The organism is Massilia terrae, from assembly GCF_024753145.1.
In the GTDB taxonomy this organism is placed as follows: domain Bacteria; phylum Pseudomonadota; class Gammaproteobacteria; order Burkholderiales; family Burkholderiaceae_D; genus Telluria; species Telluria terrae.
The window spans coordinates 382,513-396,176 of the sequence record NZ_JANUGU010000004.1 but is presented as its reverse complement, the minus strand read 5'-3'; the positions used below and the strand labels follow the sequence as shown (position 1 = coordinate 396,176).

The window sequence follows — 13,664 nt, the reverse complement described above, 5'->3', positions numbered from 1 at the left end:
ATGGACCTGGTCTTGTGGCGGCATGCGGAAGCGCACGCGGCGCGGCCAGGCGAAGACGATGGCGTGCGCGTGCTGACCTCGAAAGGCCGGCGCCACGCCGCCCGCGTCGGCGCCTGGCTCGACCGCCAACTGCCGGCGCAGTGCCGCATCGTGTCCAGTCCCGCGCTGCGCTGCCGCCAGACCGCCGAGGCGCTGGGCCGCAAATTTCATCTCGATGTCCGCCTCGCGCTGGACGCCAGCGCAGCGCGGATGCTGGACGCCGCCGGCTGGCCGGACGGGCGCGGCGCCGTGGTGCTGGTCGGGCACCAGCCTCTGCTGGGACAAGCCGCCGCGCTGGTGCTGTGCGGCCAGCCATTCGAGTGGAAGGTGCCCAAGGCCAGCGTGCTGTGGCTGGGCTGCAAAGGCGACGGCGGCGCGCCCTTCATCCGCCTCGCGGCCGGGCCGGACCTGGTCGCGCGCTTGCGCTAGGCTAGCTTCACCGCCATCGGGAAACCGGCCTGGGTCCAGGCGTCCGCTTCCTTGTCCAGCCATGCCGACAGCGTCGGATGACCCGCGATCCAGGCGCGCGGGACGTCGATCTCGATGCGCGACCTGACCCGGAGCGCCAGCCCGCCCAGTTCCGCCAGGCCGATCCCGGCATGCATGAACAGCACCGCCAGCCGCAGCGCCAGCACGGCGCGCGACAGGTCAGGGTCGGCCAGCACGTCGCGGATCTTGCGCAGGTTGCCCTTCTGGCCCAGCACGATGCCGGCCATCGCGCGCTGCTCGCCCTTGGTGAAGCCGGGCAGGTCGGCGTTTTCGACGATGTAGGCGGCGTGCTTGTGGGCGCCGGTGTGCGACACCGCCAGCCCGATCTCGTGCAGCATCGCCGACCACGCCAGCAGGCGCGCGGCCTGTTCGCCATCGGCGCCCAGCCGCAGGAACAGTTCGCGGGCGATTGTTGCGGTGCGCGCGGCGCGCTCCTCGTCGGCGCCGAAGCGGCGCAGGCAGGCCAGCACGGCATCGTCACGGCGGTCGTGGCGTTCGGCGCGCAGCTGCAGGTCCGACAGCACGCCCAGGCGCAGGCCGGCTTCCACCGCTTCGATGCGCTCCAGCCCCAGTTCGCGCATCGCGCCGGCCAGCACGGTCAGGCCGCCCAGCATGACCGGCACCCTTTCCTTCTTGATGCCGGGGAGGTCGAAGGCATCGACGCTGCCCAGGCCGATCATCACGTCGCACAGCGCGTCCAGGCTGGCCAGCGACAGCATGCCGTCGCCAATGCCGTTGCGCAGGATGACTTCGCCGATGGCGCGGATCGTGCCCGAGGAGCCGTAGGCCGCGTCCCAGCGCTGGGCGCGATACCACTGGGCGGCGTCGTCGAAGCGCGCGCGGGCGGCCATGATGGCGCTGTCGAAGCGCTCGCGCGTGATGCGGCCGTCGGCGAAGAAGCCAGCCGCCTGGCCATGGGTGCCGATGCCGAAGGATTCGACCGCGAACACTTCGCTGCCCGTGCCCAGCACCACCTCGGTGGAGCCGCCGCCGATGTCGATCACGAGGCGGCGCTGGCGCGGCAGGTCGAGCGCGCGCGCCACGCCCATATAGATCAGGCGGCCTTCCTCCTCGCCCGAGATGACTTCGATCGGGTAGCCGATCGCCTGTTCGAACAGCGGCAGCACGGCGCCGGCGTTGGCGGCGATGCGCAGGGTGTTGGTGGCGACCACCCGCACCGCGTCCAGCCGGTATTCGTCCAGCAGCGCGCGGAACTGCTCCAGGCAGCGCAGGCCGCGGTTGATCGCTTCCTGGCCGAGCACATTTTGCGCGTCCAGCCCGGCGGCGAGGCGGAGCGGGTCGCGCGCGGTGCGCACGATCCGGATCTGGCTGCCCTCGGGCTGGCCGATGTGGAGTCGAAAGCTGTTGGAACCCAGGTCTACCGCTGCGTACATAAATACAGGAGAAGGAAAGGCGGGATGACAGTATGACAGGGAAATATGACAGCGCGGCGACGCCGCCGTGACGCATAATATGGCATCCGCCGCCACCGACATCGCCGCATGCGCATCCTGATCATCGAAGACGACACCGCCATCGCCGCCAACCTGTACGACTACCTGGCCGGCGCGGGCTATGAGCCGGAACACGCGGCCGACGGCGTCACCGGCATGCACCGCGCGGCGAACGAGGAGTGGAGCGCGATCCTGCTCGACGTGGCGCTGCCCGGCATGGACGGCTTCACCCTGTGCCGCCGGCTGCGCGAGCAGGCGCGCCGCGACACCCCGGTCCTGATGCTGACCGCGAAGGACACGCTGGACGACAAGCTGGCCGGCTTCGGGCACGGCGCCGACGACTATCTGGTCAAGCCCTTTTCGCTGAAGGAAGTGCAGGCGCGGCTGGCCGCGCTGGTCAAGCGCTCCACCAGCCAGGTGGTGCCCAATGTGCTGCGCCACGGCGACATCAGCCTCGATCCCGGTACGCTGGCGGTGGAACGCGCGGGCCGCGCGATCCGGCTGCCGCGCAAATGCCTGCACCTGCTGCAGCTGCTGATGGCGTCGCCCGGCCGGGTGCAGCGCCGCGCCGAACTCGAAATCGCGGTATGGGGCGAGACCCTGCCCGACAGCGACACCCTGCGCGCGCACATCCACACGCTGCGCCGCGCGCTGACCGCCGAGGGCGAACCGAATCCGATCGAGACCGTGCACGGCATCGGCTACCGCATGGGCAGGAGCGATGCGCCGTAGCCTGCGCCTGAAGGTCGCGCTGGCCTTCTTTGCCACCGCCATCGTGCTGCTGGGCGCGCAGGCGCTGGGCGTGCGCGCGCTGGCCGAGGCGCAGGAGGAGCGCCTGATCCGCTCGGTGATCGCGGACGATATGCACGACCTGCTGGCCTCCTACCAGGCGGAACCCGCATCGCTGCCGCCGCTGGACCCGAGAGTGCGCGCGCACCGGTCGCAGGAGGGTGGGGCGCGCATGGCGCTGCCGCCATCGCTGGCCGGCCTGGCCGACGGCGTGCACGAGGTGATCGTCGAAGGCCGCGAAGTGCATGTGGCGGTGGCGGGCTTCAAGGGCGAGCGCATCTACCGGCTTTACGACTACAGCGCCTACGAGCGCCACTTCAGGGAGGGCATCAACCTGCTGATGGTGGGCACCGGCGTGTTCGTGCTGGCCGCTGTCTGGCTGGCCTACTGGGTGTCGGGGGTGCTGGTGCGGCAGGTGGCGGGGCTGGCGCAGCAGGTCAGGGCGATGCGTTCCGGCGCCGCCTCCTCGGTCAACCCGGGCCGCTACGACGAGCGCGAAGTGACCGAGCTGGCCGAAGCCGTCAACGACTATCACCGCCGCATGGCCGCCATGGTCGAGCGCGAAAAGGAATTCACGGCCAACGTCAGCCACGAACTGCGCACGCCGCTCACGGCGATCCGCACCAGCTGCGAACTGCTGGAGCAGGCCGACAGCGCGCTCGACGCCAAGGGCCGCCAGCGCCTGCGCCAGGTCGAGCAGGCCGCCGCCGACATGCAGGCCCTGGTCGAATGCCTGCTGGCGCTGGCGCGCGAGGACACGGCGCAGGAGACCGCGCCGGTGCCGCTGGCGGCCGCGGTCGACGCGGCGCTCGGGCGCTATGCCGAGCGGATGGCGCAGCGCGATGTGGCGTTTTCGATGTCCGTCCCGGAGGAGGCGCGGGTGCTGGCGAATCCATCCGCGCTGGCGGTGGTCCTGTCGAACCTGGTCGACAACGCCCACCGGCACACCCGGCACGGCAGCATCCGCGTGTCGTTCGCCGATGGCGTGCTGGCGGTCGAGGACACCGGTTCCGGCATCGCGCCGGATGCGCTGCCGCGCGTGTTCGAGCGCTTCTACCAGGCGCCGGGCGCGGCCGGGCAGGGCTTCGGCATCGGCCTGTCGATCGTCAAGCGGATCTGCGACCGCTACGGCTGGCCGGTGCGGGTCGACAGCACGCCGGGCGCGGGCACTTGCGTGACGATTGCCTTGCCGGTCGCCGCACTTCACGAAAACTTCACGAATACTTGACGCGGTCTTCACAGCGCCCGGCCTAAGATGCCGGCATGCGTTGTTCGTGGATTTTCGCCTTCTGCCTGCTGACTGGCTGCGCCGCCTACCAGCCCAAGCCGCTCGACCCGGCACGGCTGGCGCAGCGTTTCGACCAGCGTTCGCTGGCCGATCCCGCGTTGCGCGTCTATATTGAACGCGAATCCGGCCGGCCGCTGCCGGTGCAGTGGGATGCGCATATGCTCGCGCTGGCCGCCGGCTTCTACAATCCGGCGCTGGCCATCGCGCAGGCGCAGCAGCAGGCCGCGCAGGGCAGCCTGGAGACGGCTGGCGCGCGGCCCAACCCCACCCTCGCTTTCCCTTTCGAGTACGAACTCAATCACCACGACGGCGGCCATCCCTATACCACCGGACCGGCGCTGAGCTGGCCGATCGAGACCGCGGGCAAGCGCCCGGCGCGGATCGCGCTGGCGCAGGCCCAGGCCGACGCTGTCCGCATGAATACCCTGGGCACGGCGTGGAAGATACGCAGCCAGGTGCGTGCCGCTTTCCGCGCCGTGTTCGTTGCCACGCTCAGCGGCGAGCTGCTGGCCGCCAGGGTAGACTGGGCGCGGCGCAGCGTCGAGCTGCTGCAGCACCGGCTGCAGGCGGGCGCGGTCGGCGCGCCTGACCTGCGGCGTCAGCAGCTGGTGCTGGCACAGGCAGAGTCGGAACGCTCGTCCAACCGCATCGCACTGGCCTCGGCGCGCGCGCAGCTGGCCACCGCCATCGGCGTTCCGGTGGCCGCGCTGGACGCCGTAAAGCTGGACTTCGGCGAGCTGGCGCACCCGGTGCTGGCTCCGGCCCCGGCGGACGCACGCCGCGCCGCCATCGAACACCGCGCCGACCTGCGCGCCGCGCTGGCGGACTACGAGGCGGGGCAGGCCGCGCTGCGGCTGGAGATCGCGAAGCAGTACCCGGACGTCCAGATTGGCGCCGGCTACACCTACGATGTCGGCGCCAACAAGATCAGCTTCGGCCTCGGCGGGGTCACGCTGCCGCTGTTCGACCGCAACCAGGGCGGCATCGCGCAAGCCGAAGCGAAACGCAGCGAACTGGCGGCGCGCGTCGAGGCGCTGCAAGAGGCCGTGCTCAATGAGCTGGACAACAGCAGCGTGCGATATCGCGAATCCCGGGCCGCCGCGGAACGCGCCGCCTTGCAGCTGGCCACGGCGGGCCGCCAGCGCGATGCGGCGCAGGCCAGCTTTGCCACCGGCGGCGCCGACCGCCTGGAACTGAGCCAGGCGCAGCTCGACTACGAGAGCCATGCGATCGCGTACCTGAATGCGGTGGCCGCGATGCAGGATGCGGCCGCCCAGCTCGAAGACGCCATCCAGCAGCCGCTGCCGCCGGACGCCGTGGCCCTCAACCTCACCCCAAGCGGATCCGCCCCATGAGACGCCGTTCACCGATTGTCATTGTCGTGTTGATCCTCGCGGCGCTTGCCGGCGCGGTATGGTGGTATTGGCAGCACGCACACGTCCAGCCGCAACCGGCGCCCGTTGCGGCGCAAGGGCTGCGCGTCGAAACCGTCAACGGCGAGACCGTGGTGGTGGTGCCGTCCGACATGCAGCGCGCCAGCGGCATCGCCACGCAGGCGCTGGCCGCGGCCACGGTGCGGCCGGAGCAGGAGGTCTACGCCGGCGTGATCGACCTGCAGCCGCTGCTCGACTTTGGTGCGCGCCTCGCCGCCGCCCGCGCAGACCGCGCATCGGCGGCGGCGCTGGCCAGCGCTTCGCAGGCACAGGCGGCGCGCACGCAGGCGCTGTTCCAGGACGACCGCAACGCATCGCAAAAGGCGCTGCAGGACGCGCGCGCCGCGGCCCAGTCGGACCAGGCCAAACTTGCGGCCAGCGAGGCGGTGCTGGCCGGCATCCAGCAACAGGTGCGCCAGCAGTTCGGCGCCGCGCTGGCCGATGCCGCTTCGTCGCGCGGCGGAGCCATCTGGCAAAAGATCGAGACCGGCCGCGCCGCCGTGCTGCGGGTGGCCTTGCCCGCATCGATGCCCGCGCCGGCCAATATTTCGGTCGACGCACCGGCAGGCGGCACGCTGGCCGGGCAGCGCCTGTCGGCCGCGCCGCAGGTCGACCCGCTGCTGCAAGGCGCGCCGCATTTCTACCTGGTCGATGCGCCGCTTCCTGCCGCCGCCCGGCTCATCGCGCATGCCGGCGGCGCAGGCCAGGGCAAGGCCGGCGTGCTGGTGCCCGATTCCGCCGTCACCTGGTACGGCGACCAGCGCTGGACCTACCTGAAGCTGGCGCCGGAGCGTTTCGTGCGGCGCCTGCTGAATGTGGCGGCGCCGGCCGCGGGCGGCGTGCTCGTCACGGAAGGCTTGAACGCAGGCCAGCAAGTCGTGACGCAGGGCGCGGCCCTGCTGCTGTCCGAAGAGCAGCGCCCGCGCGGCGTCAGCACCCAATGCAAGGACCCGCCGGAATGCGACGACTGAGCCGGCGCCACGCACATGCTTGAATCCATGATCCGCTTCGCGCTGCGCTTTCGCGGCGTGATCTACGCGCTGGCCGTGCTGGCCGCGATCCAGGGCATCGACTCGGTGCTGCGGGCGCGGCTCGACGTGTTCCCGGAATTCGCGCCGCCGATGACCATGATCCAGGCCGAAGCGCCCGGACTGTCGAGCGAGCAGGTCGAAGCGCTGGTCACCCGGCCGATCGAGAACGCGCTTGCCGGGACGTCCGGCCTTCAGGCGCTGCGTTCGCGTTCGCTGCAAGGGCTGTCGGTGGTCACCGTCCTGTTCGACGAGGGCACCGACATCCTGCGGGCGCGCGAGCTGGTGGCCCAGCGCCTGGGCGCCATCGCGGCCGCGCTGCCGGCCGGCGTGGCGCCGCCCGCGATGCTGCCGCTGACCACCAGCACCAGCACAGTGCTGATGATCGGCCTGACTTCCGCCTCGCGTTCGCTGATGGACCTGCACGACAGCGCCGAGTGGGTGCTGCGCCCGCAGCTGCTGGCGGTGCCCGGCGTGGCCGAGGCGGTGGTGTTCGGCGGCGATACGCGCCAGCTGCAGGTGCAGGTCGACCCGGCGAAACTGGTGCGCTACGACCTGACCCTGCAGGACGTGCTGGCCGCCGCCCGCGCGGCCACGGGCGTGCGCGGCGCCGGCTTCATCGAAAGCGCCAACCAGCGCATCACCCTGCATCCGGACGGCCAGGTCGCGACGCCGGAAGCGCTGGCGCAGACGGTGCTGCGCTGGCGCGATGGCGCCGGTATCCGCCTGGGCGACGTGGCGACCGTGGCGTGGGGGCCCGCGCCCGCCAGCGGCGCCGCGTCGGTGATGGGCAAGCCGGGCGTGATCATGGTGCTGCAGGCCCTGTACGGCGGCAACACGATGGCCGTGACCAGGGGCCTGGAACAGGCGCTGGCCAGCCTGCGCCCCGAACTGGCGCGGCAAGGCATCCAGCTGCACGGCGATATCTTCCGCCCGGCGAACTTCATCGACCAGGCCACCCACCACCTCGGCCTGGTGCTGCTGGTCGGCGGCGCGCTGGTGATCGTGATACTGTTCCTGTTCCTGATGGATGCGCGCACCGCGCTGATCTCGGCGGTGGCGATCCCGCTGTCGCTGCTGGCGGCGGTGATCGTGCTGGGGCTGTTCGGCGTCAGCATGAACACGATGACGCTGGGCGGCCTCGCGATCGCGCTGGGCGAAGTCGTTGACGATGCCATCATCGACGTCGAGAACATCCACCGCCGCCTGCGCGAGAACCGGCTCAGGGAGCGCCCGCTGCCCGCGCTGCAGGTGGTGCTGGCCGCTTCGGTCGAGGTGCGTAGCGCGGTGGTCTACGCCACCTTCATCGTGATCCTCGTGTTCCTGCCGGTGCTGGCCTTGCCCGGCGTCGCCGGCAAGCTGTTCGCGCCGCTCGGCAGCGCCTACATCCTGGCCGTAGCGGCCTCGCTGATCGTGGCGCTGACCGTCACCCCGGCGATGTCGCTGGCCCTGCTCGCGCGCGAAGAGCGCTCAAGCGATGTGCCGCGCTGGGTGCGGCGCATGAAGGCGCGCTACCTGGCCTTGCTTGGCGGGGCCGAGCGCCGCTCCACGGCCGTGATGATCGCCGTGGGAATCTGCTGCGCCGCCGGACTGGCAATGCTGCCTTTCTTCAGCGGCAGCTTCATCCCCGAACTGCGCGAGGGCCACTACATCGCCCACCTCGGCCTGGCGCCGGGCACCTCGCTGCGCGAAACCATGCGGGTGGGGCAGCAAATATCCGGCGCTCTGCTGAAGGTCCCCGGCGTGCGGCTGGTCGCCCAGACCGCCGGGCGTGCCGGCGAGGTCGTGGACCCGGCCAACGTGCGCCTGAGCGAAATGGAAATCGACTTGCAGCCGATGGACGCCGCCGGGCAGGAGCGCAGCTTGCGCGAGGTGAGGAATGCCCTTGCGCGCTTCCCGGGCCTGACGTCCTCGGTCAATACCTTCCTCGTCGAGCGCATCGACGAGACCATCTCCGGCAGCACCGCGCCGGTGGTCTTGAGCCTGTACGGCCAGTCGCTCGATGAGCTGGACCGCAAGGCGGCGGAGGTGGCGCAGTGGCTCGGCACGCTGCGGGGTGCGGCCGGCGTGCGCGTCGGCGCCCCGGCCGGATCGCCTGAATGGTCGATCCGGCTGCGGCCGGAGCAGTTAAGCCGCTATGGCCTGCGCCCGGCGGAGGCGCTGGACGCGATCCAGGCCGCCATGCAGGGTGTGGCCGCGGCCCAGGTCTATCGTGGCAGCCAGGTGATCGACCTGACGGTGATGCTGGCGCCGTCGGCGCGGCAGACCATCGACGGCGTGCGCGCTCTGCTGGTCCGGAATCCCGACGGCCGCGTGATTCCCTTGCGCGCGCTGGCCGATATCCGCCAGGTGGCGGGCCGCGAGGAGATCAGCCACCGCCAGGGACAACGGGTGCAGACGGTCGAGGTCACGCTCGGCAGCCGCGCCGCCGCCGACTTCGTGCGCGAGGCGCGCTCGCGCATCGGCCGCGACATCGTGCTGCCGAAGGGGATGTTCGCGGTGTTCGCGGGCGAGAGCGAGGCGCGTTCGGAATCGCAGCGCGCGCTCGCCGTGCACGGCTTGATGGCGCTGGCCGGGATCATGCTCCTGCTGTTTTTGGCGCTGAAGAGCCGGCGCGCCATGGTGCTGGTGATGGCCAACCTGCCGTTCGCCCTGGTCGGCGGCGTGCTCGGCGTGGCGCTCACCGGCGGCGCGCTGTCGCTGGGCGCGATGGTCGGCTTCGTGACCCTGTTTGGCATCTCGCTGCGCAATGCGATCATGCTGGTCAGCCATTACGAACACCTGGTCCACGTCGAGCAGCAGCCGTGGAATCTCGACACCGCGCTGCACGGCGCGTCCGAACGTCTGGTGCCGATCCTGATGACCGCGCTGGTGACGGCGCTGGCGCTGCTGCCGCTGGCGCTGACCAGCGGTGCGCCGGGCAACGAGATCGAAGGCCCGATGGCGGTGGTGATCCTGGGCGGACTGGTGACGTCGACGATCCTGAACCTGATCGTGCTGCCCGTGCTGGCGGTGCGTTACGGGCGCTTCGACATGAAGCTGGCGGGTGAAGGCTGAGGGCACGGCGTAAGGTATAATGTTTGCATCAGCGCAATACGCATTGCGCGTTTGATAACGTCCGCAATGCTCAGTACCCAACTCGTCTTCCTGATTGGCGCGCTGCTGTGCGCATTGACTTTCTTCGTCCTCTACGGATTGGCGGCCAGCCGTGTCGCGGGCGCGGACTGCGTCCGTTGGGCGGCGCTGCTGGGCGCCGCCGGCAACCTGCTGTACGCCTTCGGCCGCGCCCTGCCGCCATTGCTGGCTTACGAAGCGGCCAACGCGGTATATGCCGCGGCCACCGCGGTGCTGGTGGCGGGCTTCCGGCTGTTGTTCAGGCGTTCCGTACATGCGAAGGGATTGTCGGCGTCCGTTCTGGTGCTGGCGGTGCTTGTGGCGTACTTCCACTATGTGCACGACTCCTTCTTCGGCCGCAGCGTGGTGGTGTCGCTGTACCAGGTGATGGCGATGGGCGTGATCGGCCACACCTTGCTGCGCGCGCGGCGCCAATGGCATAAACCGTATTACGTGAAGGCGTTCATCCTCGCGGTCTGCCTGCTGACGGCGGCCGGCCACCTGGGGCGCATCGGCTGGCAGTACGTTGCGCCCGGGCCGATCAATCCGACGTCCCTGCTGCAGCCGGCGCCTTCATCGATTTTCTTCCTCGGCGCATTCTGCGTTTCGCTGCCGGCGCTGGCCTTCGGCGGCCTGCTGCTGGTGCACCGGCGGATCGTGGCGACGGTGGAGGAGGCGGCCAACCGCGACTTCCTGACGGGAGCCTTGTCGCGCCGGGCCTTCTTCAAGCTGGGCGAGCGCGAGGTGGCCGTGGCTGGCCGCACCCACAGGCCGCTGGCACTGCTGCTGATCGACTTCGACAACTTCAAGCCGATCAACGACAAGCTGGGTCACGAGGCCGGCGACAAGGCGCTGATCGCCTTCGTGCGCCGCGCCGAGTCGGTGCTGCGCACCACCGACTTCCTCGGCCGCGTCGGCGGCGACGAGTTTGCCGTCCTGATGCCGGAAGCCGACCTGGCCGCGGCGGCGAATGCGGGCGAACGCCTCAAGAAGCGCATCGAAGCGACCAGGGAAGGCGATCCGCTGGCAGGGGTGACGCTGAGTATCGGCGCGGCGCTGTGGCAGGAACGCGACTCGTTGAAGGAGCTGATGAAGCGCGCCGACACGGCGCTCTACCGGGCCAAGGCAAACGGGCGCAATTGCGTGATGACCGAATCGGCCTTGGCGAACTAGGCTCGCATCAGCTGTCGCACTCGGCGTCGACGATCAAGCGCGGATCGAGCTCACGGATCCGCGGCTCGACGTAGTAGCCGCCGGCTTCGACGTAGCTGAGGTAGCAGCGGCCGCAGACCGTGCACTGGAGGAGACTGCAGCGGTTGTAGGGGAAGTGGCGCAGGGCGATGGGGGCGTCCACGGACCAGTAGTTCGTCCCGTTCGGGTGACACTCGGCGTAGGTCGCTTCGGTGTAGGGATCGTCGAGCAGCGTGCCGGCGACGCGCATCTGCTGGTTCGGGAACGAGACCGGGATGCGCGTCCACTCGCGGAAGGATTCAGCGGCGCAGGAGCAGCTGCGGGTGACCTCCGCCGACTCCCGCGCCAGCTGCATCAGTTCTTCGAAGTCCAATTTCTTATCGGTTTTCATGGAGCCATTATGCCGCGCTTTCCGCTTGCGGGCGGCACATGCTTTTTCTTGATGGCCCGGATATGAAAACGTGATTGGATCTCTTCGCGACGCGGCTTTATCCTTTAAATCGTCATCATCGCAACGGCAAAAAGGAAAGCCATGAACACTACCACTATCTCTGCTTACCGCCCGCATTCCGCCGGTACGTCGACCGGTCTGGTGCGTGCATTCCTGGCAAAAGTCCGCCGCGCCTTCGAACTGGCCGGTGCGCCTTACATCGACGGGGCGTTGCCGCTCTGAGCACCGGTGCAAACCGCCGCGCTCCTTTCCACCGGCTGCGGCGCGGCTAGCCGCTCCCTGACGATGCCGCGGTAGACGAGGAAGGTGGCGATGAGGCTCACCGCGCCCGCCGCCGCCATCCAGTAACCCGGCGCCGCCTTGTCGCCGGTAGTTTCGATAAGCCACGTGGACAGCAGCGGCGTCATCCCGCCGAACAGCGCGGTCGCGAGGCTGTAGGCCAGCGAGAATCCCGTCGTGCGCACCTGGACCGGAATAATCTCCGTCAGCGCGACGATGGTGGCGCCGTTGTAGCTCCCGTACAGGAAAGACAACCACAGTTCGATCAGCACCATGTGGCCGAAGCTCGGGTTCGCGATCAGCCACGATAACGCTGGATAGGCGGTGATCGCCGCCAGCGCCGAACAGGCGGCCATCACGGGCCAGCGCCCGATGCGGTCCGAGACCGCACCCATCACGGGCAGCCAGATAAAGTTCGACACCCCGACGCACAGCGTCACCAGCAGGCTCTCCTCGGTGCTCAGCTTGAGGACGCTCTTGCCGAATGTAGGCGTGTACACCGTGATCAGGTAGAACGCGACCGTCGTCATCACCACCAGCATGGCGCCGACCGCGACGAGGGGCCAGTTCAAGGCGACCGTGCGCATCATCTGGCGAAAGGTCGGATGCGTTTTCTGCGCCAGGTAAGCCTCCGTCTCTTGCAGCGAGCGGCGGATGTAGAACACCACCGGGATGATCGAGCAGCCGATGAAGAACGGGATGCGCCAGCCCCAGTCGGCGATCGCTTCCTTGGGCATGGCGTGGTTGAGTGCATAGCCCAGCGCCGCGGAGAAGATGACGGCGACCTGCTGGCTGGCCGATTGCCAGCTCACGTAGAAGCCCTTGTTCCCCGGAGTCGCCATCTCGGACAGGTAGACCGAAACCCCGCCCAGTTCCACCCCGGCCGAGAAGCCCTGCAGCAGGCGCCCGATCAGCACCAGCACTGGTGCCAGCATGCCGATGGTCGCATAGCCCGGGACGAATGCGATCAGCGCGGTCCCCGACGCCATGATCCCCAGCGTGAGCACGAGCCCCTTGCGGCGGCCGATACGGTCGACATAGCTGCCCAGGAATATCGCGCCCAGCGGACGCATGAAGAAGCCTGCGCCAAAGGTGGCGAAGGTCATCATCAGCGCGGCGTATTCGCTCGACGCCGGAAAGAACGCAGCGGCGATCTGGTGCGCGTAGAAGCCGAACAGGAAAAAATCATACATTTCGATGAAGTTCCCGCTCGTGACCTTGACGACGGTACCGAGCCTGGACGGCTTACGGTTCGCCTGTGCGGCGGAGTGGCTTGTCATGATGACCTCTCAGTAAAGACCGACGATGGTGTTCAGTGCAGCGCCGCTGCCGGCGCCAGCCCGGTGTTCTCGATTGCCCCGGCGTTGGCCGGCGACGCCAGGAAGCGCAGCAGTGCGCGCGCGGCTTCCGGATGGCCGGAACCGCGCACCACGGCGCCGGAAAACTGCGTCTGGAGCTGCACTTCCTGCGGCAGCAGGCCGACGATGTCGATGCCTTGCACCGGTTTCAGTTCGCTGCGCTGCTGGCAGCCGAAATCGGCTTCGCCGTGCGCGATGATCTCGCCGACCGGCGTGGCGGGAATCTGCGCCGCCCGGCCTTCCATCTGCTGTTTGATGCCGAGCTTTTCCAGCAGCTGGCCCTTGATGTATTCGCCGCTTGCGCTGTCCGAATAGGCCACGCGGGAAGCGTGCAGGAAGGCCTGGCGCAGGCCGTCGACGGTGTGGATGTCCGGCTTCGCGGCGCCTTGCCTGACCGCGCATGCGATGGGCGAGTTGGCGAGGACCACCTTGCTGCCCGGTTCCAGGCGGCCCTCGGCCATCAGCTTGTCGAGCGCGTCGCCCACCATGATGACGACGTCGATCTGTTCGCCACGAGCGAGGCGCGCCGGGATTGCGTTCTTGGTCGTGCCCATCGACGGGCCCCACTCGGAGATCAGGTGGTCGCCGCTGGCGTGTTCAAATGGGCCCGACAAGTCTTTGTAGGCCTGGGCGAAGCCGCCGGAGCTCACCACGCGGATGTCGGTGGCGTGGGCCGATGCGGCGGCGCCGAGTGCGAGTGCGGCGAGCGTTGCCAGTGCCTTGTTCTTCAGGTGATGTGGTCGCATACAGT

Annotated in this window: 12 protein-coding genes; 8 read left to right on the top strand and 4 right to left on the bottom strand. The window is 69.3% G+C overall.

The window, feature by feature from the left end; genetic code table 11:
• On the top strand, positions 1-468 hold the full coding sequence (locus NX778_RS14740; protein ID WP_258812506.1) for a SixA phosphatase family protein: 468 nt from the start codon (positions 1-3) through the stop codon (positions 466-468).
• Here NX778_RS14740 and NX778_RS14735 read toward each other — a convergent pair.
• The gene (locus NX778_RS14735) at positions 465-1,922 is read right to left on the bottom strand and encodes a Ppx/GppA phosphatase family protein (RefSeq protein WP_258812505.1); all 1,458 of its coding nucleotides are present in this window, start codon (positions 1,920-1,922) and stop codon (positions 465-467) included. The two genes, NX778_RS14740 and NX778_RS14735, sit on opposite strands and share 4 nt — an antisense overlap.
• Positions 1,923-2,030: 108 nt before the next feature.
• Between NX778_RS14735 and NX778_RS14730 the strand changes: the two genes are divergently transcribed.
• The 6 genes from NX778_RS14730 (at position 2,031) to NX778_RS14705 (ending at position 10,807) form a co-directional block, all read left to right on the top strand.
• Positions 2,031-2,714 carry a response regulator transcription factor gene (locus NX778_RS14730; protein WP_258812504.1) on the top strand — a complete coding sequence of 228 codons (684 nt, stop codon included), beginning with the start codon at positions 2,031-2,033 and terminating at the stop codon, positions 2,712-2,714.
• Positions 2,704-3,999 (top strand): sensor histidine kinase, encoded by a 1,296-nt coding sequence (locus NX778_RS14725; RefSeq protein WP_258812503.1) that lies wholly within the window; start codon positions 2,704-2,706, stop codon positions 3,997-3,999. The genes NX778_RS14730 and NX778_RS14725 overlap by 11 nt, the downstream gene beginning before the upstream one ends.
• Before the next feature lie 35 nt (positions 4,000-4,034).
• Positions 4,035-5,414 carry a TolC family protein gene (locus NX778_RS14720; RefSeq protein WP_258812502.1) on the top strand — a complete coding sequence of 460 codons (1,380 nt, stop codon included), beginning with the start codon at positions 4,035-4,037 and terminating at the stop codon, positions 5,412-5,414.
• Positions 5,411-6,463 carry a permuted SH3 domain-containing protein gene (locus tag NX778_RS14715; protein WP_258812501.1) on the top strand — a complete coding sequence of 351 codons (1,053 nt, stop codon included), beginning with the start codon at positions 5,411-5,413 and terminating at the stop codon, positions 6,461-6,463. The genes NX778_RS14720 and NX778_RS14715 overlap by 4 nt, the downstream gene beginning before the upstream one ends.
• A 15-nt stretch (positions 6,464-6,478) precedes the next feature.
• Positions 6,479-9,577 carry an efflux RND transporter permease subunit gene (locus NX778_RS14710; RefSeq protein ID WP_258812500.1) on the top strand — a complete coding sequence of 1,033 codons (3,099 nt, stop codon included), beginning with the start codon at positions 6,479-6,481 and terminating at the stop codon, positions 9,575-9,577.
• 66 nt (positions 9,578-9,643) lie between these two features.
• Positions 9,644-10,807 (top strand): GGDEF domain-containing protein, encoded by a 1,164-nt coding sequence (locus NX778_RS14705; RefSeq protein ID WP_258812499.1) that lies wholly within the window; start codon positions 9,644-9,646, stop codon positions 10,805-10,807.
• Positions 10,808-10,814: 7 nt separating this feature from the next.
• Here the strand turns inward: NX778_RS14705 and NX778_RS14700 are convergent, their stop codons facing one another.
• Positions 10,815-11,216, bottom strand: a complete 402-nt coding sequence (locus NX778_RS14700; protein ID WP_258812498.1) for a hypothetical protein — start codon at positions 11,214-11,216, stop codon at positions 10,815-10,817.
• Positions 11,217-11,357: 141 nt separating this feature from the next.
• Between NX778_RS14700 and NX778_RS14695 the strand changes: the two genes are divergently transcribed.
• On the top strand, positions 11,358-11,498 hold the full coding sequence (locus NX778_RS14695; protein WP_258812497.1) for a hypothetical protein: 141 nt from the start codon (positions 11,358-11,360) through the stop codon (positions 11,496-11,498).
• On the opposite strand, the gene NX778_RS14690 is transcribed toward NX778_RS14695, so the two are convergent.
• Positions 11,471-12,835 carry an MFS transporter gene (locus NX778_RS14690; protein WP_258812496.1) on the bottom strand — a complete coding sequence of 455 codons (1,365 nt, stop codon included), beginning with the start codon at positions 12,833-12,835 and terminating at the stop codon, positions 11,471-11,473. The genes NX778_RS14695 and NX778_RS14690 overlap by 28 nt on opposite strands.
• A gap of 32 nt (positions 12,836-12,867) precedes the next feature.
• Positions 12,868-13,659 carry a substrate-binding domain-containing protein gene (locus NX778_RS14685; RefSeq protein ID WP_258812495.1) on the bottom strand — a complete coding sequence of 264 codons (792 nt, stop codon included), beginning with the start codon at positions 13,657-13,659 and terminating at the stop codon, positions 12,868-12,870.
• Between the last annotated feature and the right edge of the window lie 5 nt (positions 13,660-13,664).